The 22,471-nt window shown below is 67.9% G+C and carries 19 protein-coding genes; all 19 read left to right on the top strand.

Translation table 11 applies throughout. The features are described from left to right. Positions 1–12: 12 nt before the first annotated feature. The 19 genes from tssK (at position 13) to tssH (ending at position 22,305) form a co-directional block, all read left to right on the top strand. Positions 13–1,347: a type VI secretion system baseplate subunit TssK gene (gene tssK, locus ACM14_RS18765; protein ID WP_012205669.1), complete on the top strand. Its 1,335-nt coding sequence runs from the start codon at positions 13–15 to the stop codon at positions 1,345–1,347. A gap of 21 nt (positions 1,348–1,368) precedes the next feature. Next, positions 1,369–2,700 carry a DotU family type VI secretion system protein gene (locus tag ACM14_RS18760; protein ID WP_065346971.1) on the top strand — a complete coding sequence of 444 codons (1,332 nt, stop codon included), beginning with the start codon at positions 1,369–1,371 and terminating at the stop codon, positions 2,698–2,700. 4 nt (positions 2,701–2,704) lie between these two features. Continuing rightward, positions 2,705–6,361, top strand: coding sequence for a type VI secretion system membrane subunit TssM (gene tssM / locus ACM14_RS18755; RefSeq protein WP_065346970.1), 3,657 nt, complete (start codon positions 2,705–2,707; stop codon positions 6,359–6,361). Beyond that, complete coding sequence (gene tagF / locus ACM14_RS18750; protein ID WP_065346969.1) at positions 6,343–7,047, top strand: type VI secretion system-associated protein TagF; 705 nt, start codon at positions 6,343–6,345, stop codon at positions 7,045–7,047. The genes tssM and tagF overlap by 19 nt, the downstream gene beginning before the upstream one ends. 57 nt (positions 7,048–7,104) lie before the next feature. Next, positions 7,105–8,130 carry a type VI secretion system protein TssA gene (gene tssA / locus ACM14_RS18745; RefSeq protein ID WP_065346968.1) on the top strand — a complete coding sequence of 342 codons (1,026 nt, stop codon included), beginning with the start codon at positions 7,105–7,107 and terminating at the stop codon, positions 8,128–8,130. Between the two features lie 183 nt (positions 8,131–8,313). Further along, positions 8,314–8,856, top strand: coding sequence for a type VI secretion system contractile sheath small subunit (gene tssB, locus ACM14_RS18740; RefSeq protein WP_012205675.1), 543 nt, complete (start codon positions 8,314–8,316; stop codon positions 8,854–8,856). A 28-nt stretch (positions 8,857–8,884) separates the two neighbouring features. Further along, the gene (gene tssC / locus ACM14_RS18735; protein WP_012205676.1) at positions 8,885–10,378 is read left to right on the top strand and encodes a type VI secretion system contractile sheath large subunit; all 1,494 of its coding nucleotides are present in this window, start codon (positions 8,885–8,887) and stop codon (positions 10,376–10,378) included. Between the two features lie 117 nt (positions 10,379–10,495). Continuing rightward, the gene (locus tag ACM14_RS18730) at positions 10,496–10,867 is read left to right on the top strand and encodes a hypothetical protein (RefSeq protein WP_013802359.1); all 372 of its coding nucleotides are present in this window, start codon (positions 10,496–10,498) and stop codon (positions 10,865–10,867) included. A gap of 20 nt (positions 10,868–10,887) precedes the next feature. After that, positions 10,888–11,427 carry a hypothetical protein gene (locus tag ACM14_RS18725; RefSeq protein ID WP_254662086.1) on the top strand — a complete coding sequence of 180 codons (540 nt, stop codon included), beginning with the start codon at positions 10,888–10,890 and terminating at the stop codon, positions 11,425–11,427. A gap of 48 nt (positions 11,428–11,475) precedes the next feature. Continuing rightward, positions 11,476–12,282: a type VI secretion system accessory protein TagJ gene (locus ACM14_RS18720; protein WP_065346966.1), complete on the top strand. Its 807-nt coding sequence runs from the start codon at positions 11,476–11,478 to the stop codon at positions 12,280–12,282. Between the two features lie 47 nt (positions 12,283–12,329). Next, positions 12,330–13,262: a hypothetical protein gene (locus ACM14_RS18715; protein ID WP_043823013.1), complete on the top strand. Its 933-nt coding sequence runs from the start codon at positions 12,330–12,332 to the stop codon at positions 13,260–13,262. A 17-nt stretch (positions 13,263–13,279) separates the two neighbouring features. Next, positions 13,280–13,810: a hypothetical protein gene (locus ACM14_RS18710; protein WP_013802355.1), complete on the top strand. Its 531-nt coding sequence runs from the start codon at positions 13,280–13,282 to the stop codon at positions 13,808–13,810. Between the two features lie 9 nt (positions 13,811–13,819). After that, on the top strand, positions 13,820–14,374 hold the full coding sequence (gene tssE, locus ACM14_RS18705) for a type VI secretion system baseplate subunit TssE (protein ID WP_012205683.1): 555 nt from the start codon (positions 13,820–13,822) through the stop codon (positions 14,372–14,374). A gap of 21 nt (positions 14,375–14,395) precedes the next feature. Then, positions 14,396–16,270 (top strand): type VI secretion system baseplate subunit TssF, encoded by a 1,875-nt coding sequence (gene tssF / locus ACM14_RS18700; RefSeq protein WP_012205684.1) that lies wholly within the window; start codon positions 14,396–14,398, stop codon positions 16,268–16,270. Beyond that, the gene (gene tssG, locus ACM14_RS18695; RefSeq protein WP_065346965.1) at positions 16,267–17,457 is read left to right on the top strand and encodes a type VI secretion system baseplate subunit TssG; all 1,191 of its coding nucleotides are present in this window, start codon (positions 16,267–16,269) and stop codon (positions 17,455–17,457) included. The genes tssF and tssG overlap by 4 nt, the downstream gene beginning before the upstream one ends. A 24-nt stretch (positions 17,458–17,481) precedes the next feature. Next, positions 17,482–18,321 (top strand): hypothetical protein, encoded by an 840-nt coding sequence (locus tag ACM14_RS18690; protein ID WP_065346964.1) that lies wholly within the window; start codon positions 17,482–17,484, stop codon positions 18,319–18,321. A gap of 370 nt (positions 18,322–18,691) precedes the next feature. Then, complete coding sequence (locus tag ACM14_RS32475; RefSeq protein ID WP_224986298.1) at positions 18,692–18,946, top strand: hypothetical protein; 255 nt, start codon at positions 18,692–18,694, stop codon at positions 18,944–18,946. A gap of 202 nt (positions 18,947–19,148) precedes the next feature. Then, complete coding sequence (locus tag ACM14_RS32470; RefSeq protein WP_254662085.1) at positions 19,149–19,514, top strand: hypothetical protein; 366 nt, start codon at positions 19,149–19,151, stop codon at positions 19,512–19,514. Positions 19,515–19,563: 49 nt separating this feature from the next. Then, positions 19,564–22,305, top strand: a complete 2,742-nt coding sequence (gene tssH, locus ACM14_RS18675) for a type VI secretion system ATPase TssH (protein WP_065346962.1) — start codon at positions 19,564–19,566, stop codon at positions 22,303–22,305. Positions 22,306–22,471: the final 166 nt, after the last annotated feature.

Genomic DNA, 22,471 nt, shown 5'->3' with positions numbered 1-22,471 from the left:
CATCTATCCACCATGGTCTGGCAACGCAAAGTCATCTGGGCCGAGGGCATGTTCCTTCGGCCCCAGCACTTCCAGCAGCAGGAGCGCTTCCTGTTCCGGCAACTGCAGTCACGCAGCCTGCCGGGGCAGCCCTTTTTCTGGGGCTTCTCGGAACTGGAGCTGGACACCGATCTGCTGCGCATGGGCAAGCTGGGCATCCGTTCGGCCCACGGCGTGCTGCCCGACGGCACGCCGTTCCAGCTGCCGGGCGACGACGAGGCGCCCACCCCGCTGGACATCGGCAAGGACTTCAAGGACGTGGTGGTCCACCTGGCGCTGCCGCTGCGCCGCTTCTCGGGCAGCGAAGTGACCTTTGGCGAAGGCTCCCAGAGCCCTGCGCGCTATCTCAGCGACGTGACCGAAGTGGCGGACAGCAACGACGTGGGTGCCCAGCCCGCCGAGGTGCAGCTGGGCCGGCTGCGCCTGAGCCTGCGCCCCGCCCACGAGCTGACCGAAGGCTGGGTCAGCCTGCCTGTGGCCCATGTGGTGGAGCGCCAGGCCAGCGGCGGCGTGCTGCTGGAGCCCGGCTTCATCCCCACCGTGGTCAACAACGGGCCCAGCTCGGTGCTCAACACCTTCTGCAAGGAAATCCACGGCCTGCTGCGCCAGCGCGGCGAAGTGCTGGCCCAGCGCATGATCCAGCCCGAGCGCGGCGGCATCGGCGAGGTCGGCGACTTCCTGCTGCTGCAGCTCATCAACCACTGGACGGGCGCGGCCCAGCACTGGGTGCGCACCGCCAGCATCCACCCCGAGCGCCTGTTCGAGGAACTGCTGCGCCTGGCCGCAGAGCTGACCACCTTCGACCACGAGCGCCGCCGCCCCGAGGTGCTGCCCGCCTACGACCATGACGACCTGCGGCGCAGCTTCCCGCCGCTGATGCTGGAGCTGCGGCGCAGCCTGTCCTCGGTGCTGGAGCAAAACGCCATCCAGATCCCGCTGCACGACCGCCAGTACGGCGTGCGCGTGGCGCTGATCCCGTCCACCGAACTGCTCACCACCTGCGACTTCGTGCTGGCCGCCCATGCCCAGACCACGCCGGAATTCCTGCGCACCCACTTCCCCACCCAGACCAAGCTGGGCCCCGTGGAGCGCATACGCGACCTGGTGAACCTGCACCTGCCCGGCGTCACGCTGCGGCCCCTGCCCATTGCCCCGCGCGAGATTCCCTACCACGCGGGCTACAACTATTTCGAGGTGGACACCACGCACGATCTGTGGAACCAGCTGCAAAGCTCCGGCGGCCTTGCCATGCACGTCTCCGGCGAATTCCCCGACCTGCAACTGGAGTTCTGGGCCATCCGCCGCTGACGGCGCGACGCATCTTCCGACATGAACAGTTCCAACATCAGCCACCAAATGCCCTGGGGCGGCGACGCCGACACGGGCCGTGCCGAAGGTGCGGCCAGCGCCGCGCCCGCGCCTGCCGGCCAGGAGCCGCTGCGCTCCAACCTGCCCGACGTGGTCAGCGGCGGCAACCCGCTGGTGGCCGCCGCCAACCGGCTGCTGAACCTCATCCCCCAGATCCGCGCCATGGTCACCAACGAGGACCCGCGCGCGCTGCAACAACTGCTGCTCGAGCACATCCGCGAGTTCGAGCAGCGCGCAGGCGCCAGCGGCGTGCCCATGGAAACCATCATCGGTGCACGCTACTGCATCTGCACGGTGCTGGACGAAACCGCCGCCCAGACGCCCTGGGGCAGTGCCGGCGTCTGGCCCAAGCACAGCCTGCTGGTCGCCCTGCATAACGAAACCTGGGGCGGCGAGAAGTTCTTTCAGCTGCTGGCCCGCCTGGTGCAGACGCCGCACCAGCACATCGACCTGATCGAGCTGCTGTACTACTGCGTGATGCTGGGCTTTGAAGGCCGCTACCGCGTGATAGACAACGGCCGCGCCCAGCTTGAAACGCTGAAGGCGCGCCTGCTGCAGCTCATCGAATCCACGCGCGGCGACCGCAGCAGCCTGCTGTCCGTGCACTGGCGTGGCGTGCAGCGCCTGGCCTCGCCGCCCTGGGCCATGGTGCCGCTGTGGGTGGCCGCGGCCATCACCTTGCTGCTGGCGTTCTTCATCTACCTGTGGTTCAGCTACCGGCTGTCCAACAGTTCGGACGACCTGTTCGCCGCCATCAACGAGATCCGCTTCCCGCGCACCTCGGCGGCCGCCACCGTCGCCACGCTCAAGCCGCGGCTGCGCCAGTTCCTGGAGCCCGAGATCCGCGAAGGCCTGGTCAGCGTGCGCGACGAGGCCGACCGCAGCACCGTCATCCTGCGCGGCGACGGCCTGTTCGACCCGGCCGCCACCATCGTCAAGCCCCGCTACGTGCAGGTCATCCACCGCGTGGCAGCGGCGCTGGACGAAGTGCCGGGCAAGGTCGTCGTCAACGGCTACACCGACAACCTGCCCATACGCACGGCGCGCTTCCCGTCCAACTGGAACCTGTCGCAGGAACGTGCCCAGGCCGTGTCCCAGATGCTGGGCGGCTCGCTGCGCGACCGCCAGCGCCTGCATGCCGAGGGCCGTGCCGACAGCGACCCCGTCGCCCCCAACAACACGGCAGAAGGCCGGGCGCTGAACCGGCGGGTGGAAATCGTCCTGCTGGTCGCGCCCCAGCAACGTGACCAGCAACTGCAGGCCCTGCCTGCCGCACCCGAGACCAGGAACTGATCCCATGATCCGTCGCATCGCCTCATGGCTGTTCAACCGCTACATGCTGGAGCTTCTGGGCCTGGTGGCCCTGAGCCTGCTCATCTGGTTCGTCGGCCCGCTCGTCTTCATCCAGCCCTACCAGCCGCTGGGCAGCCCCACCGTGCGCTGGTGGATCATTGCCGGCCTGTTCATCCTCTGGTTCCTGCGCCTGCTGCTGCGCTGGTGGCGCGCACAGCGCATGAACGAACACCTCATGACCGGCCTGGCCCGCCTGACCTCGCCGCGCGAGGCGGACGGCACGCCCGCAGCAGGCTCCGAGGAAGTGGCCGAGCTGGAGTCGCGCTTCAAGGAAGCCCTGGACACGCTGAGCAAGACCCGCTTCGGCCAGACCGAAGGCGGCCTGTTCGGCCGCTGGAACAAGCGCTACATCTACCAGCTGCCCTGGTACCTGATCATCGGCTCGCCGGGTTCGGGCAAGACCACGGCCCTGATCAACTCGGGGCTGGACTTCCCGCTGGCGGCCCAGTTCGGCAAGCGCGCCATCCCCGGCATAGGCGGCACGCGCAACTGCGACTGGTGGTTCACCGACCAGGCCGTGCTGCTGGACACGGCCGGCCGCTACACCACCCAGGAAAGCGATGCGGAGCAGGACAAGGCAGCCTGGAAGGGCTTCATGCAGCTGCTCAAGCGCTTTCGCGGACGCCAGCCCGTCAACGGCGTGATCGTCACGCTCAGCGTGCAGGAACTGCTCAGTGCCAGCGACGCCGAGCGCGCCCAGCTGGCCCAGCTGATCGGCCTGCGCCTGAGCGAGCTGTGCGAGGAGCTGACCATCCGCTTCCCCGTCTACGTGCTGGTCACCAAGAGCGACCTGCTGGCGGGCTTCAACGAGTTCTTCGGCGCCATGAGCCGCGAGGAGCGCGCCCAGGTCTGGGGTTTCACCTATCCCTATGACGAAAAGACCCAGCGCTCGCCCGCCAGCGACCCGCAGGCCGCCAGCGCCCTGTACATGGAGGAGTTCGACGCACTGGTCGCCCAGATCAACCGCCTGCTGCCCCAGCGGCTGATGACCGAGCCCGACCTTGCGCGCCGCAGCCTGCTCTACGCACTGCCCCAGCAGTTTGCCGGCCTCAAGGACGTGGTGCGCGACACGCTGGATGCGGCGTTCTCCGCCTCGCGCTTCAAGGAAAAGCCGCTGCTGCGCGGCGTCTACTTCACCAGCGGCACGCAGGAGGGCATGCCCTTCGACCGCGTGATGTCGGCCCTGTCGCGCCGCTTTGCGCTGCGTGGCCGCTTGCCGGCCGATGCCGTGCCGCAGCAGGGCCGCAGCTACTTCCTGGAGTCACTGTTCAAGGACGTGATGTTCAACGAGTCCGGCCTGACCGGGCGCAACGCCAAGAAAGAGCGCCAGCTGCGCCTGATGCAGGCCGCCGGCCTGTGCGCGCTGCTGCTGGCCCTGGGCGGCGCGGCCCTGGCCTGGACGCTGAGCTACGAGAACAACCAGCGCTACCTGAACGAAGTGGCCGACAACGCCAGCACGCTGCGCCAGGCCGTGGAGGAATCCAAGGCCACCGATCCCGACAACGTGGTCGCCCTGGTGCCCATGCTCAACCACGCGGCGCGCGTGGCGCAGAGCAGCCGCTTCGAGGAATCGGCCCCGCTTGGCTGGCGCTGGGGCCTGCTGCAGGTGCCCAAGGTGCAGACGGCCGCCCACGCCACCTACCTGCGCCTGCTGGAAGACGCCTGGCTGCCGCGCCTGAGCAGCCATGTCGCGCGCTCGCTGCGCCAGGTCAGCACCGGCAGCCCCGAGGCCAGCTACGAAACGCTCAAGGCCTATCTCATGCTCTATGAGCCCGACCACTTCGACGCTACCTTCGTCAAGGCCTGGCTGCGCAGCGATTGGGAAAACACCCTGCCCCAGCATCTGGTGCAGGCCGGCCTGGTGGACCAGCTGTCCGAACACCTGGACCGACTCATCGACGGCCGCGTGGTGGTTTCCGCCCAGCCCATCGACGCCAACCTGGTCGCCGAAGTGCGCCAGCGCCTGGCCCAGATGTCACCCGCCCAGCGCGCCTACAGCCGCCTCAAGCAGCTGCTGAACACCGGCGACAAGCTGCCGCCCGACTTCAGCGTGGTGCGTGCCAGCGGTCCCGAGGCGCCCCAGGTCTTTGCGCGTGCCAGCGGCAAGCCGCTCACCCAGGGCATCAGTGGCCTGTTCACCTATGACGGCTACCACGGCCTCTTCCTGCACGAGCTGCCCAAGGTCACCACCTTGCTGGCCAAGGAGGAAACCTGGGTGCTGGGCCAAGCCGAAGGCCGGCGCAGCGTGGCCCAGGAAGTGCTCACGGGCCAGCTGGCCAACGAGGTCAAGCGCCTGTACCTGATGGAGTACGCGCGCCTGTGGGAAACCTTCCTGGCCGACATCCGCCCCATACGCACGGCATCGCTGGAGCAGGCCGGCGAGCAGGCCCGCCTGTACTCGTCCGCCAACTCCAGCCTGGAGCAGTTCATCCGCGCCGTGGCCCGCGAGACCACGCTGGCCCGCCGCCCGGACCAGCAGGAAGGCGGCAGCTCCGGCAGCACCAGCAGCTGGCTGGGCGAGAAACTGCAGCGCATCCGCGAGGAACAGCACCAGCTCAGCCGCCTGACCGGCAAGCCGCTGAACGTGGGCGGCATGCTGGCCACCGGCACGCTGGAGGCCGACATCGTGGACTTCCGCTTCCGCGAATACCGGCGCCTTGCCACCAGCAACGGCTCGGGCCCGGCGCCCATCACCGCCAGCCTGCAGGTGCTCAACGAGGCGGCGGCCGTCATCGCCTCGGCGCGCCAGCAGGTGATCCAGGGCGGCGGCGTGCCGCCCTCGCTGAGCGGCACGCTGGAGAAGGTGCGCTCGGAAGCCAAGCGCGTGCCGCCTCCACTCAACAGCATGTACGAAGCCCTGGCCACGTCCACCTCGTCCTTCGTGGGAAGCAGCGTGCGCAGCACGCTGGGCGGCAACCTCAACGCCACCATCGGCGACTTCTGCCGCCGGGCCATCCTGGGCCGCTACCCCTTCACGCGCAGCGCCACGCGCGACGTGACCACGGACGACTTCGCCCGCCTGTTCGCCACCGGCGGCACCATGGACGAGTTCTTCCGTACCCAGCTGCAGACCATGGTGGACATCTCCACCGTGCCCTGGACCTTCAAGCAGGGTGTGGACGGCACGCCGGTGGGGGGCTCTGCCTCGCTGGCCGCCTTCCAGCGCGCGGCCTCCATCCGCGACGTGTTCTTCCGCGCAGGCGGCAACACGCCCGGCATCCGGTTGGAGATCAAGCCGCTGGACATGGACGCCTCCATCTCCCAGATGGTGCTGGACGTGGACGGCGAAATCGTGCGCTACCAGCACGGCCCGCAAATCCCCAAGGCCGTCTCCTGGCCGGGCACGCGCGGCACCGGCCAGGCCCGGCTGCAGATCACGGCCGCCGGCGCCCAGAACACCGGCATCGTGACCGAAGGCCCCTGGGCGCTGCACCGCCTGTTCGACCGTGCCCAGATCCTGCCGGGCAACTCGCCCGAGCGTTTCACAGCCATCTTCACCATCGACGGACGCAAGCTGCGCATGGAAGTCACCACCAGCAGCGTCCTCAACCCATTCCGGCTCAAGGCCATGGAGGAATTCGAATGTCCGGACCGGCTGTGAACGCCATGACCCTCCAGCGACCCTGCGCCGCCTGGTGGGGCAAGCTGCCAAGCCAGGGCGATTTCGTCGGCCGGCGCATGCCCCACGCACTGACCATGCGCTGGGACGAATGGCTGCGCAACGGCATGGACCAGCTGCGCAGCGATGCGGCCGACAACTGGTCCACGCGCTTCGTGCACTCGCCGCTGTGGTTCTTCCTGTGCCCCGCCTCCATCCTGGGCCAGCCCATGGTGGGCGTGATCGGGCCCAGCTCCGACCGCATCGGCCGGCTCTTTCCGCTGGCCATCATGGCCACGGTGGACGGCAGCTCCGGCATGCCGGCGTCGGACCAGGACATCGAACGCTTTCTGAGCGGCGCCCGTGATGCGCTCATCGACGCGCGGCGCCTGCCCCTGTCAGCCCAGCAGCTCGATGAGCGGCTGGCCACCCTGCAATGGCCGTTCCAGCAGGACGGCCGCACGCCGGGCAGTACCTCCATCCACAGCCTGCTGGCGGACCTTGACATGGGCGCCTCGCAGGGCAACGCCGCGCGCCTGCCGCGCATGGACTGGCGCGCCTGCATGCGCCCGGGCTCCACCACCTCCGTCTGGTGGATCTCGGCCACGCCGCGCCACGCCCCTGACGAAGTGGTCCAGCACGAAGTGCTGCACCGCCGCCTGTTCACCCGGCTGTTCAAGGGCGCCTGAGTTCGTCCAGATCGCACCGTCCACTCCACACCATACCCAAGCAACACCGACCCGCCCATGGCCAATATCCAGGACCTGCTGACCGAGACCGCCGCCGAGCCGCCCTGCGGCCCGGACCTTACCTATGACAACGATTTCCAGGCCATGGAAAGCGCTGCGCAGGGCAAGGTAGAACAGCAGTTCGGCGACACCGTCATCCCCGCCGAGCCACCGGACTGGCGCGACGTGGAGCGCCAGGCCTCGGCCCTGATGCAGCGCACCAAGGACCTGCGCGTGGCCGTGCTGCTGTGCCGTGCCTGGACCATCCTGCACGGCCTGCCCGGCACGCTGCAGGGCCTGCAGCTGTGCGGCGCCCTGCTGGAGCGCCACTGGGAGCATGTCCACCCCCTGCCCGAGGATGGCGACGACTACTTCATGCGCATGAACGCCCTGGGCACCCTGTCGGACGTGACAGGCTTTGTGCGTGAACTGCGCAACGCCGACTTCCTGCGCGGCGCGCTGGGCCAGATCAGCGTGCGCGACGCCGAACTGATGGCCAAGGGCAACGTGCCCGAGGACCTGCCGCACCTGACCGCCGACGAATTGCGCATGGCCTCGGCCCGCGCGCATGCCGAGGGCCACGAAACCCTGCTGGCCGTCACCCCTGCGCTGCAGGAACTCGACCGGATCCGCGCCTGCTGCGAACAGCACCTGCCCAGCCACCAGCAGCCCGAGCTCGACGGCCTGCGCCAGCTGCTGCTGGCCCTCAAGCAATGGCAGCCCCAGTCCACAGGCGATGCCGACACGGACGCTGAAACCGATCCGGCCGCACAAACCGGCACAGAGGGCGGCACGGTGGCCCACCCCGCGCCAGGCTCGGCACCCGCCCCGGCGCGCAACCGCGAACAGGCGATTGCCCAGTTGCTGGAAATCGCCGCCTTCGTGGAGCGCACCGAGCCCTCCAACCCCGCCCCCCTGCTCATCCGCCGTGCCGCCCGCTTCATGCGCATGGGCTTCATGGACATCCTGCGCGAACTGTCGCCCGACAGTCTGGCCCAGGTGGAAGTGATCACGGGCGCCCACCTGCAGGAGCCGCAGACATGAGGGCCACACACGGACCTGCTGGACCCGGACTTCGCTTTCAAGGAGCTGGCTGCCCCATGACACCCACCCCATCCACCTGTTTCCACACGGCCTCTTGCGCCCTCAGCCCTTCGGTCCGCCGCAAGGCGGGACTCCAGGCTTTTTACTTCTGCGACCTATTTTTTTCTTGAAAGGAACACCCGCATGTCGCTCACCAAAACCGGCAAGAGTGGTCAGAAATTCATCGCGCGCAACCGTGCGCCGCGCGTGCAGATCGAGTACGACGTCGAGATCTACGGTTCGGAAAAGAAGGTGCAGATCCCCTTCGTGATGGGTGTGCTGGCCGATCTGTCGGGCAAGCCCGTCGATCCGCTGCCCGAAATCGCCGACCGCAAGTTCCTGGAAATCGACATCGACAACTTCGATGCGCGCATGAAGTCCATCAAGCCCCGCGTCGCCTTCCAGGTGGACAACACGCTGACGGGCGAGGGCAAGCTCAACATCGACCTGAGCTTCGAGAGCATGGAGGACTTCTCCCCCGCCGCCATCGCGCGGCGCGTGGGCGCGCTCAACTCGCTGCTGGAGGCACGCACCCAGCTGCACAACCTGCTTTCCTACATGGACGGCAAGCAGGGCGCCGAGGAGCTGATCGGCAAGGTGCTCAAGGACCCTGCGCTGCTCAAGTCGCTGGCCGCCGCGCCCAACATCACTGCCCCGCAGGCCTCGGGCCCTGCATCCGAGGCTTGAGGCAGCACATCAGGAAGGCAAGCACGTCATGAATACCGCAACCCAACTCGAACAATCGACCCAGGCGCTGGCCGGCAGCGAATTCGGCAGCCTGCTGCAAAAGGAATTCAAGCCCAAGACCGACCAGGCCCGCGAAGCCGTGGAAGCGGCCGTGCAGACGCTGGCCCAGCAAGCCCTGGGCTCGGCGATCACGCTGTCCAACGATGCCTACCAGACGGTGCAGGCCATCATTGCCGAGATCGACCGCAAGCTGTCCGAGCAGATCAACCGCATCATCCACCACGACGACTACCAGAAGCTCGAAGGTGCCTGGCGCGGTCTGCACCACCTGGTGACCAACACCGAGGTGGACGAGATGCTCAAGATCCGCGTCATGAACATCTCCAAGAAGGAGCTGCACCGCAATATGCGCCGCTTCAAGGGCGTGGGCTGGGACCAGAGCCCCGTCTTCAAGAAGGTGTACGAAGAGGAGTACGGCCAGTTCGGCGGTGAGCCCTTCGGCTGCCTGGTGGGCGACTACCACTTCGACCACAGCCCGCCGGACGTGGAGCTGCTCGGTGAAATGGCCAAGGTGGCTGCCGCGGCCCACTGCCCCTTCATCTCGGGCGCGGCGCCCGCCATCATGCAGATGGAATCCTGGCAGGAGCTGGCCAACCCGCGCGACCTGACCAAGATCTTCACCAACACCGAGTACGCCGCCTGGCGCAGCCTGCGCGAGTCCGACGACGCCAAGTACATCGGCCTGGCCATGCCCCGCTTCCTGGCACGCCTGCCCTACGGCGCGCGCACCAACCCGGTCGATGAATTCGACTTCGAGGAAGAAACCGACAGCGGCGACCACGGCAAGTACTGCTGGGCCAACTCGGCCTATGCCATGGCGGTCAACATCAACCGCTCGTTCAAGTACTACGGCTGGTGCACCTCCATCCGCGGCGTGGAATCGGGCGGCGCGGTGGACAACCTGCCGGCCCACACCTTCCCCACCGACGATGGCGGCGTGGACATGAAGTGCCCCACGGAAATCGCCATCAGCGACCGCCGCGAGGCAGAGCTCGCCAAGAACGGCTTCATGCCCCTGGTGCACCGCAAGAACTCGGACGTGGCCGCCTTCATCGGCGCCCAGTCGCTGGCCAAGCCCGCCGAGTACTACGACTCCGACGCCACGGCCAATGCCAACCTGTCGGCGCGCCTGCCCTACATGTTCGCCTGCTGCCGCTTCGCGCACTACCTCAAGTGCATCGTGCGCGACAAGATCGGCTCCTTCCGCGAGCGCACCGACATGGAGCGCTGGCTCAACGACTGGATCATGAACTACGTGGACGGCGACCCGGCCAACTCCTCGCAGGAGACCAAGGCCCGCAAGCCCCTGGCCGCCGCCGAGGTGCAGGTGCAGGAAGTCGAGGGCAACCCCGGCTACTACACCTCCAAGTTCTTCCTGCGCCCCCACTACCAGCTGGAAGGCCTGACCGTGTCGCTGCGCCTGGTGTCCAAGCTGCCTTCCGTGAAGCAGGGCGCGAAGTAAGACTGCCCGCCCACCTGGCTCCTGGTGCCGACACGCTCGCACCAGGGCCAGGCCCCATAACAAGAAACAGGCCTGGAGAAGCTTTCCCCTCCAGGACCCAACTCAGAGAGGCTTTTCATGCCCTGGAATGTAGACAACGCCGTCGCCACCCTGCAGACCAATGCCCGCGCCAGTTCGGCCGGCTACTGCGCGCGCTATGTGCGCGATGCGATCGGCGCTGGCGGCATCGCACTGCAGCGCACGCGCGATGCCAAGGACTACGGCACCAGCCTGGTGGCCGCCGGCTTCACACGCTACGACGCCATGCCCGAAGGTGGCTACAAGAAGGGCGATGTGGCCGTGATGCAGGGCTTCACCTCATCGCCCGCCGGCCACATGCAGATGTTCGACGGAAGCGTCTGGATCTCGGACTTCAAGCAGAACGGTTTCTGGGCAGGCCCCGGTTACCGCACCCATAAGCCCGCTTTCAAGATCTACCGCCATCCCTGATGCGCCCATTGAGCCACGCCATGAACGCCTGTTCCAAAGCTTTCTTCACCCTGCTGCTGGCCGGCACGGCCTGCGCCACGGTGCAAGCCGCCCCTGCCACGGCAGTGGACATGACCACCCTGTTCACCGACGCCCTGCATTGCCGCATCGAGTTTCCCGATGGCCGCGACGAAGCGCTGGCCCAGCGCCTGCGCGCCCAGGGCGTGACCGTGGTGGACCGCGCGCCCGGCGAAAGCTTGGACCTGCTCTACCTGTTTGCCACGCCGCTGGAGATCGATGGCACGCAGGTGTCCTCCATCACCGTGCGCGGCGGCAGCGGCAGCATTGTCGCGGCGCGCGCCACGGGCAGCCTGCAGGCCCTGGTCCAGCGCACCAAGGCCCGGCCACAGGCACGCGGCAGCTGGAGCCTGGAAGGTTTCGGCGAACTGCCCGCCCAGTACGCACGCGCCATGCCGCTCAGAAAGGGCGTGGACGAGACGCCACCGCGCATCGTCATCGGCCATGTGGCCGGCGAGGCGCCCGACGCCGTGCGCTGGGGCTGCCGCTCCTACGACGACTGACCGGGGCGCAGCCGCACCCCGCCCCTCTCTTTTTCCTGCGTTTTCACCATGCCCCTGCCCAGCTTCACCTCACAGCTTTCCCTGGACGAGCAACTCAAGGCCCTGAAGGACCAGATCCGCCAGGCCCCGGCCTCGGCGCCCCTGCGCGTCTACTACTTCCAGCTGCTGTGCGTGCTGGGCGAATGGCAAAAGGCGCTGGAGCAGCTGCAGCTGTGCGCGCAGCTCGACCCCTCGTGCGAGCCCATGGCGCGCGCCTACCGCGAGGCCATCCGCTGCGAAGTGCTGCGCGCCGAGGTCTTCGCCGGCAAGAAAAAGCCCTTTCTCATGGGCGAGCCCGCGCAATGGCTGGCCTGCCTGATCGACGCCCTGGCCCATGAAGGAGCAGCTGCCCAGGACCTGCGCGCCCGCGCCCTGGACGAAGCGCCCGCCACCGCAGGCCACATGGGCGAGCACCGCTTCGAATGGCTGGCCGACAGCGATACCCGCCTGGGGCCCGTCTGCGAGCTGCTGGCGCACGGCAGCTACTACTGGCTGCCCTTCGACGCCATTGCACAGATCGGCTTCGAGCCCGTGCAGGACCTGCGCGACCTGATCTGGCTGCCCTGCGAGGTCACGCTGCGCGAGGGCGGCGCACTGCAGGGCTTCATGCCCGCGCGCTATCCGCTGGCGCCCGGCGATGACGACGCCGTCCGCATGTCGCGCCGCACGCAGTGGAGCCCGCTGGATGCAGGCTCCTCCGATCCTGACGAATCCTCGGGCCACGTGGCCGGCCACGGCCAGCGCACCTGGGTCACCGACTCCGAGGACTTTCCCATGCTGCAGGTGCGCCAGCTCACGCTGAGCACCGCCGCCTGATCCCCCGCCTCTTTTTTTTCACCCGCAAGACCAGACACCTGCCCACAATGTCCGCATCGATTGCCTTCACCCTCTTCCAAGTCAACTACGCCAAGTCCATCGCCGATGAGATGGAACGGCGCCAGCTGGATGTCCTGGTGCTCACGCCCCTGGAGTACCTGGGCATCCTCGCGGACAAGGCACGCATCGACCCGCGGCTCGCCTCCCGGCTGCACGCCATCCTGGCGCAGACGCCGCTGGGCGAGTACTGGACCAAGGTGATGAGCCCCAACGTGGGCGAGCCCTGGGTCGCGCCTGCGGCCCTGGGCTCCATGGATGCCTACATGATCGCCAGAACCCTGCAGGCCCTGGGCATGGCCGGCGTGGGCTCCTACGTCAAGACCACGTCCAGCGGCACCTACATCATCATCAGGGGCCATGCGGGCCTGCGCGGCCACCTGCTGCGCGGCACGCGCTACCTGGCCTCCAACCCGCGCATGGTGCAGATGGGCCTGGGCATGCGCGGGCTGCAGAACGTGGCCAGGGGCGGCTTCATCCTGGGCGTGGTGGTCTCCAGCCTCATCGAGTCGCTGGACTTCATGTTCAACGACGAAAAGACCATGCACGACCTGGTCGGCGGCATTGGCGTGGAGGCCGTCAAGGCCGGCCTGGCCACCATGGTGGGCCTTGGCATAGGCGCTGCCGTGGCTGGCGCCACCGCCGTGGCCGTGCTCCCGCTGGCGGCCATGGCCGTGGCCGTGCTGGTCACAGGCATGGCGCTGAATGCAGCCGACCAGAAATGGCAGATCAAGCAAAAGGTGATTTCCGCCCTGAAATCCCTGACCGATGACACGCCCCAAGGCCTGTACCGCGTCAACACCCAGTCGCCCGAATGGAAGAAGCTGAACCAGGACAACGGTCAGCAGCCCGACGGTGACATCGCCTGCGCGCCCGGCCCCGGCAGTACCGGCCTCTTGTGCAGCATCAACCGCCAGAAGTGACAGGGACCGAATACTCCATGCAAGACCGCGTCCGCCAGAACCGCAGGAACGCCATCTGGGCCATCCCCCTTGGCATGGCCCTGCTCGCGGCCAATGCGTACCTGGTGCTGGCGGAGATTGCGCCCGACATCCGGGGCCTGCTCGATCGCGCGCCCGCCGTCAGGATCACGCCGCTGTCGCCACTGGCCATCACAGCGCTGGCCTTCCCACTGGTGATGGTTGCAGCGGTCATCGCCAATGCCATTCCCTGCAGCAAGACCGTGCTCAAGAAGGTGGAGTACGCACTGATGGGCGTCCTCGCCATCAATGTGCTTTCCATTGCCGTGTCCTTTCTGGTGATTGCGCCACTGCAGCACTACGCCATGCCCCGAATGGGATACGAGCGCTGCAACATTCTTCAAGGCCATCCCAGCATGTACTTCACCGACTGGGTCAGCAACCCCGCATGGTGCGTGCGCGGCAAAAGCCGGGAATGGGTGAATGAGCAGGCGCTGCGGGGAAAAGAGTCCTCCAGCCTGCCCTCCCTTTCCAGCCACTTCAGCTCCTGAGGACCCTGCATGCGCCCCAGTCCCCTCAACCCCATGCCCACGCTGCGCACACGCCAGAACCAGGCGACCGCAGCCAAGGACCGGCTGCAGCCCGCCCTGCTGGACCGGCTGACCGACCATGAGCCCCATCTGCGCACCGAGCGGCCCGACGCGGTCTTCGTGAACGAATCCCGCCTGCGCGAGGCCCTGCTGCGCGACCTGGGCTGGCTGCTCAATGCGCGCGATGCCTGGGACCACGTGGAGATGGAGGGGCTGGAGCATGTGCAGCGCTCGGTCATCAACTACGGCATGCCGCCGCTGGCCGGCCAGCTGCTTTCCGAGCTGGACTGGAGCCATGTGGAGCGCAGCATCCGCGAAAGCATCCTGGCCTTCGAGCCGCGCATCCTGCCCAAGACGCTGGCCGTGACGCTGCTGGCCTCCACCGAGCAGCTCAACCACCACAACACGCTGCAGTTCGAGATCCGCTGCCAGTTCTGGTCCATGCCCTATCCGCTGGAGCTGCTGCTCAAGACCAGCCTGGACCTGGAGACCGGCCAGGTCTCGCTGCAAAACCTCAGGGCCTGAGCCCGGACGCCGCCACATACCATGAATCCCCGCCTCGTCGAGTACTACAACCGCGAACTGGCCTATCTGCGCGAGCTGGGCGCCGAGTTCGCCGCCGCCTTCCCCAAGGTGGCGGGCCGCCTTTCCCTGCACGACACCGATGTGGCCGACCCCTATGTGGAGCGCCTGCTGGAAGGCTTCAGCTTTCTGAGCGCGCGCATCCAGCTGAAGATGGATGCGGAGTTTCCGCGCCTGTCCCAGCGCATGATGGAGATGGTCTGCCCCCACTACCTGGCGCCCACGCCATCCATGGTGGTAGTCCAGCTCAAGCCCAGCGCCAAGGAAGGCAACCTCGTGGACGGCTTCACCCTGCCCTCTGGCAGCGTGCTGCGCACCCACAAGTCACAGGAAGAGCAGACCATCTGCGAATTCCGCACCGGCGGGCCGCTGACGCTGTGGCCGCTGGAGATACGCCAGGCGCGCCTGGGCGGCCCGGCGCTGGACCTGCCCCATGCGCTGGTGCCCCAGCTGGGCGAGGCCGGCGGCCACCTGCGCCTGCAGCTGGCCACGCTAGACGCCTCGCAGTGCATGCAGCTGGCGATGGACCAGCTGTGGGTCTACATCCATGCGGGCGATGTCGTCGCCTCTCACCTGCAGGAGCTCATCCACACGCAGACGCTGGCCATCGTTGTCCACCACCCGCAGGACCCGCGCCAGGTCTGGGACGTGCTGCAGCCCGATGCACTGCGGGCCGAAGGCCATGACAGCGAGCAGGCGCTGATTCCCTATTCGCATCGCGCCTTCCAGGGCCACCGTCTGCTGCACGAGTACTTTGCGTTTCCCGCGCGGCAGCGGTTCTTCTCGATCAACGGCCTGTCGCGCAGCATGCGCCGCATTGCCCATGACGGCGTGGGCATCACCGTGCTGCTGCGCCGCGCCGCGCCCACGCTGGAGCCGCAGATCGACGCGGCCAAGCTGCTGATGCACTGCATTCCGGCCATCAACCTGTTCGAGTACACGGCGGACCGCCTGCATGTGGCCTCCAACGTGCACGAGTACCACGTCATTCCCGACCGCACGCGGCCGCTGGACTTCGAGGTCTACGGCGTGCAGGCCGTCACCGGCCACCACGAAGGCAAGACCCAGGACCGCGAATTCGCGCCGCTGTACGCATCCACGCACGGCCTGCACTCCACCGAGCAGGCCTACTTCACCACGCGGCGCGAGCCCCGGCTGTTTTCCGAGCGCAGCCTGCGCAGCGGCCCGCGCACGCAGTACCTGGGCTCGGAAGTCTTCATCTCCCTAGTGGACCAGCGCGAGGCCCCGTTCTCCGACGACCTCAAGCAGCTGTCCATGCACACCCTGTGCACCAACCGCGATCTGCCCCTGCTCATGCGCGTCAACCAGCCGGGCGGCGACTTTGCGCTGCAGGAATCGGCGCCCGTGGAATGGGCCCGCGCCATCGCCGGCCCCAGCGCGCCCATCCCCGCCGTGGCCGACGGAGGCCTGACCTGGCGATTGATCTCCCACCTGAGCCTGAACTACCTGGCCATGACCGATCTGTCCGACGAGGAAGGCGCGGCCACGCTGCAGGAGCTGCTGCGCCTTTACCTGGACCTGGGCAACCACCAGTTGGCCGGGCAGATCGCCGCCATCCAGGGCATGCGCATCGAACCCATCACGCGCCGCCTGCCCCAGCACCGGCAACTGGTCTACGGCCGCGGCGTGGGCGTACACCTGAGCGTGGACGAGCCGGCCATGGCCGGCGTCAGCCCCTGGCCCCTGTCCAATGTGCTGGAGCGATTCTTCGCCCGCCATGTGGGCGTCAACAGCTTCACCGAGCTGCAGCTGCACTCGCGCCAGCGCGGCCCCGTCGCGCGCTGGACTCCGCGCCCCGGACAAAGGCCTGGCATATGAGCAACGCCGCCCACGCCCCCCTGCCCGAACCGGAACACCTCCAGTCTTCGGCTCCGGCTCCAGTGCCGGCGCCCGCGCGTGCGCCCGTGCAGGCCACCGGGCCCGAAGACGCCCGGGCGCGCCTGTTCTGGCAGCGCCTGAGCGCCAAGCCCTACCAGTTCGACCTGATGCACAGCCTGCGCTACCTGCAGGCACGCCATCCCGCGCTGCCGCGCCTGGGCCAGGCCACGCGCCCCAAGGACGAGCCGCTGCGCCTGGGCCAGGACCCGTCGCTGGCCTTCGCCCCCGCCACCATTGCCGAAATCCTGCCCTCGCGCGCCGGCGAGCCCGAGCGCATGACGGTCTGGAACTTCGGCCTCTACGGCCCCAACGGCCCGCTGCCCACGCACATCACCGAATACGTGCGCGAGCGCCTGCGCCAGCATGACGACGCCACGCTGGCACGCTTTTCCGACATCTTTCACCACCGCATGCTGCTGCTGCTGTTCCGCGCCTGGTCGGACGCACAGCCCACCGCATCGCTGGACCGCCCGGGCGAAGACCCCTTTGGCCGCTACATAGACAGTTTCATAGGCGCCGGCCTGCCCAGCCAGCGCGCGCGCGACGACGTGCCAGACCACGCCAAGCGCTTCATGGCCGGCCATCTGACTCGCTGGACGCGCAACCCCGAAGGCCTGTGCCAGGCCCTGTCGCACTACTTCCAGATTCCCGTGAAGCTGGAAGAAAACTGCCTGCACCACCTGGAGCTGGAGCCCGAGCAGCAGACCCGGCTGCAGGGCCGCCCCTGCAACTCGCGCCTGGGCGTGGACGCCGTCGTGGGCTCGCGCGTGCCCGATGCGCAAAGCAAGTTCCGCCTGGTGCTCGGCCCGCTGGGCCTGGAGCAATACCGGCAGCTGCTGCCCCAGGCCGCACTGTTCCAGACCCTGGTGGACTGGGTGCGCAACTACCTGGGCATCGAATTCGCCTGGGACTACGTGCTGGTGTTGCGCCGCCAGGAAGTGCCTGCCGCCCGGCTGGGCAGCAGCACCCAGCTGGGCTGGACCACCTGGCTCACCCATGCCGAGCCGGCACAGGACGCGCGCGACTTCCGCCTGGACCCCGAAGCCTGGCTTCGCCAGCGCCGCCAGCCCGTGCGGGGCCGGCGCCCCGGCCCCAGCCCTCGAACCACTGAATCACCGAACCGCTGAATCACCACTTCCCTGCTCGCACACATGCCCACCGTACAGATCAAGTTCCCGCACAACGCCCCGGTCCCTTCCACGCTGACGCTGGTCGAAGGCAACCGCCTGCGCGTCAAGATCGAGGCCGTCGCAAAGACCTACAAGCTGGGCGCCAGGATCGATGCGCCCAGCATTCTTGCGGCCCAGCCCCCCGTACACAACGCCCGCGCCGACAGCTGGCAATTCGACTTCGTGGCGCAGCAGCCCGGGCTCACCAAGCTCAGCATCGTGGCGGTGCAGGGAACCGGGCTCAGCGTCATGCCCGCAGCCATCACCGTGCAGGTGGAGAAAAGCATTTCGCTGCCTGCGGAGAAGACGACGGAGGGGATGCTGGTGCGCCTGCTGCTGGCCGAGAACTTCTCGCCAGACGGCGCCCCCCGAAACGTCGCATGGAAAGCTTCCGACGTCCTGACGTCCATGCGCTGGATGCGCCGCGTCATCGAGAACCGGCTCAAGAGCGGCAAGCCCGAGGAGTTCATGGCCCGCGGTGCAACCACCATCGCCGACATCATCAAGGCCAACGACCGAGGCATGGTGCAGTTCCATGGCTTTCCGACCTATCCCACGCTGAACCAAAACATGCAGGAAAACCTCACGGACTACCTGCAGATCGCCAACAACGGCCTGCATGGCAAGCGGACGGCGTACCAGCAGTTTGTACAAGCGGCCATCACTGTTGCCTCCGAACCGCTCGCTGCGGATCCCACAAGCACCGGCCTGTATGCCTGGCGATCGGAAGGCAGTGGTTCGCCCGGTCCGGATTTCAAGGTGCACGCCACGCTCATGGGCAACACCTTCTACACCCATGCCCGACTGCGCAAGCAGGACTGAAGACCCTGTCCCACCAACTCCCGACACCATGCCCATGCCACAACCCAAGAGTTCCTGGCTACCCGCCTGCCGCATACGATGGACTGCATGTCTAGTGGCCACGCTGGCTCTGTCTGTCTCCGCGCCTGCCCATACATCTGAAGCGGCAGACAACGCCACCGCTACGCCAACACCAGCAGCACCCCGAGATCCCGTTCCCGCCGACTTTTCGCGCCCCAGCAAGGCAAGCATCCCCTCGCCCACCGTGCTGCGCGCCTACCTTCAGCTCAAGGAAAGGCGTGCAGGCACATCCATGGCGGGGAGGCCCCAGCACTTTTGCTTTGTCCAACAGCGCTCCACGCCACCTGAAGATCCAGGACCCTTCGTCTGGATGATCTGGCAAGACGGCGGCGAGATTCTCAATCTGGGTCGGCTGCCGGCCCAGGTCCACGCGACGGCGCAAGAGGCCGAAGAAGACGGCCAAGGCTTGGCACGAAGCAAGTCCATCCACCTCGCCACAGACGTCCGTGAAACGGCAGAGGAAATCTCCGGTAGCAGCTTCCTCGTCGAACGCGCCTGGGTGAACAGACTGCTGGCGCAGTGCAAGGCCAAGGGCCGCACCATCAAAGTGGCTCCTGCCCGATAGCCGCATGCCGCATATCGGACGCAACCGCTTTCCCGGGCCATGCCGTGTCAGGCAAGGCCGTCGCCTGCTCGCAAGGTGTCTGCTGGCCACCCTGGCGGGATCGGCCCTGCCTTTGCTGGCAGCGCCTGAAAGCGGGCGGGCCTCCGATTTCTCGCGTCCGGCGCAATCCCTGGTTCCTTCTCCAGCCGCCCTGCGTATCCATTTGAAGAGCCGCCAGGCATCGACTGGCCACGGAAAGCCTGCAGCCCTCCAGCGCTTTTGCTTCGTGCAACAGCACAACCGCAGCGCAGTCCCTGCGCGATCGTCGGTCTGGATGGTCTGGCTCGAAGGTGGCCAGATCGCCAATCTGGGACAGCGCCGCTTCACCGCCAAACCATCGCCGGATGAAGCGCAATGGGATGGCGATGCCTTGTCCGAAGCCAAGGCCATCCACCTCGCCACCGACGTCCGTGAAACGGCGCAGGAAATCACCGGCAGCAGCTTCCTCGTCGAACGCGCCTGGGTCGACCGGCTGCTGGCGCAGTGCCAGGCCAAGGGCCGCAAGGTCGAAGTCTGCCCCCTCCGCTAGCCGGCATGCCCGGCCCCCATTCATCCACTTTTTTCCGCACCCAAGACCCATGACAGAAATCAGCCGCCAATCCCTCTTCGGCAAGCTCAACCCGCTGCTGTTCAAGTCGCTGGAAGGCGCCACCGTGTTCTGCAAGCTGCGCGGCAATCCCTATGTGGAGCTGGTGCACTGGCTGCACCAGCTGCTGCAGGAAAACGATTGCGACCTGATCCGCATCCTGCGCCACTTCGACATCGCATCCGACCGCCTGGCCGCCGACGTGCTGCGCCGCCTGGACCAGCTGCCGCGCGGCGCCACCTCGATCAGCGACTTCTCCGAGCACATAGAGACCGCCATCGAGCGCGGCTGGGTCTATGCCACGCTGATGTTCAACGACAGCCAGATCCGCAGTGCCTATCTGCTGTCGGGCATGGTGCGCACGCGCTCGCTGGCCAATGAGCTGCGCTCCATCTCGCGCGAATTCGACAAGATCTCCGAGCCCGCGCTCAGCGATGCCTTCGCCCGCCTGCTGCCCGACTCGCCCGAGGCACGCATGCGCGCGGCCGATGGCAGCGGGCTGGAAGGCACGCCGGGCGAAGCCAGCCAGGCCACGGGCACCGCGCCCGGCCAGGGCGGCGCGCTGCAGCAATACACCGTGGACCTGACGGCCCGCGCCAAGGCGGGCGAGCTGGACCCGGTCACGGGCCGCGACGACGAAGTACGCCAGATGGTGGACATCCTGCTGCGCCGCCGCCAGAACAACCCCATCCTGGTGGGCGAGGCCGGCGTGGGCAAGACCGCCGTGGTCGAAGGCCTGGCCCTGCGCATCGCCCAGGGCGACGTGCCGCCGCCGCTGCAGGGCGTGGAGCTGCGCGTGCTGGACGTGGGCCTGCTGCAGGCCGGCGCCAGCATGAAGGGCGAGTTCGAGAACCGCCTGCGCGGCCTGCTGGACGCCGTGCAGTCCAGCACCACGCCCATCGTGCTCTTCATCGACGAAGTCCACACCCTGGTGGGCGCGGGCGGCCAGGCCGGTACGGGCGATGCCGCCAACCTGCTCAAGCCCGCCCTGGCGCGCGGCACGCTGCGCACCATCGGCGCCACCACCTGGGCCGAGTACAAGAAATACATCGAAAAAGACCCGGCCCTGACCCGCCGCTTCCAGCTCGTTCAGGTGCACGAGCCCGACGAGCCCAGCGCCGTGGACATGCTGCGCGGCGTGGCCGCCAAGCTGGAAAACCACCACCAGGTGCGCATTGCGGCCGACGCGGTGGCTGCGGCCGTCAGCCTGTCGCACCGCTACATTCCCTCGCGCCAGCTGCCCGACAAGGCCGTCAGCCTGCTGGACACGGCCTGCTCGCGCGTGGCCATGGCCCTGCATGCCACGCCCGCCCAGCTGGAAGCCGTGCAGCGCCGCATCGAGGCCCTGGGCGTGGAGCAGGAAGTGCTGCTGCGCGAGGCAGCCCTCGGCCTGCCCACGGCCGAGCGCCTGCAGGCGCTGGAAACCGACCTGGCCAGCCTGCGCGACCGCCAGGCCACGCTGGCCGAGCGCTTTGGCCAGGAAAGCGCGCTGGCCCGCCGCATCCTGGAAACCGAGGCCGCCCTCATGGGCCTGAAGCCGCCCGTCTTCTCCACCGGCGCCGCCGCAGACCCGTCCGCTGCGGCACCGGAGACGGCCGCCGAAGCCACCGCAACCGAACCTGCCGAGCCCCCCAGCGTGGCCTCGCTGGAAGCGCTGCGCCGCCAGCTCGCCGAGCTGCAGGGCGATGCCCCGCTGCTGCAGCCCGTGGTCGATGCCGGCGTGGTCGCCGCCGTCGTGGCCGAGTGGACCGGCATTCCCGTGGGCCGCATGGTGCGCGACGAGGTGCAGTCCGTGCTCTCGCTGGCAGACACGCTGGAGAAGCGCGTCATCGGGCAGCGCCATGGCCTGGAGGCCATCACGCGCCGCATCCAGACCTCGCGCGCGCGGCTGGACGACCCGGGCAAGCCCATCGGCGTGTTCCTGCTGGCCGGTCCCTCGGGCGTGGGCAAGACCGAGACGGCGCTGTCCCTGGCCGAAGCCCTGTATGGCGGCGAGCAAAACCTCATCACCATCAACATGAGCGAGTTCCAGGAGGCGCACACCGTCTCCACCCTCAAGGGCGCGCCACCGGGCTACGTGGGCTACGGCGAAGGCGGCGTGCTCACCGAGGCCGTGCGCCGCCGCCCCTACAGCGTGGTCCTGCTCGATGAAATCGAAAAGGCCCACTCCGACGTGCACGAGATGTTCTTCCAGGTCTTCGACAAGGGCTGGATGGAAGACGGCGAGGGCCGCTACATCGACTTCAAGAACACCGTCATCATCCTGACCTCCAACGTGGGCTCGGACCTGATTGCCAACATGTGCCGCGACCCGGACCTGGCGCCCACGCCGGAAGGCCTGGCCCAGGCCGTGCGCCAGCCGCTGTTGCAGACCTTCCCGGCCGCGCTGCTGGGCCGCCTGACCGTCGTGCCCTACTACCCCATCTCCGACGCCATGCTGGAGCAGATCATCCGTCTGCAGATGCTGCGCATACAGCGGCGCATCGAGGAACGCCACGGCGCGCAGTTCAGCTTCGACGAAGCCGCCGTGGACCTGGTGCGCCGCCGCTGCAGCGAGGTCGAGTCCGGTGCGCGCATGGTGGACGGCATCCTCACCCAGAACCTGCTGCCGCGCATGGCCACCCACTTCCTGCAGGCCACCGTGGAAGGCCAGGAACTGCAAAGCCTGCACGCCAGCGCCAGCGGCGACGACTTCACGCTGGACGTGCGCACCCGCGCTGCGGAGCCCGCATGAGCGGGCGCCGTCTTCCACGCGCCACCACGGCAGTGATTGCAGCCGCGCTGCTGGCCGCCCCGGCCGCGCAGGCGCTGGACCTGGGCGCCATCGGCCAGGCTGCCGACACCGTGCAGCGGGCCTCGGGCGCCGCCACGGCCGGCCAGCAGGCGCTGGAGGCCGGCCG

This window comes from Delftia sp. JD2, assembly GCF_001682645.1.
GTDB classification, from domain to species: domain Bacteria; phylum Pseudomonadota; class Gammaproteobacteria; order Burkholderiales; family Burkholderiaceae_C; genus Comamonas; species Comamonas acidovorans.
The sequence above is the reverse complement of the archived record's forward strand: the minus strand, read 5'-3'. Positions and strand labels throughout refer to the sequence as shown.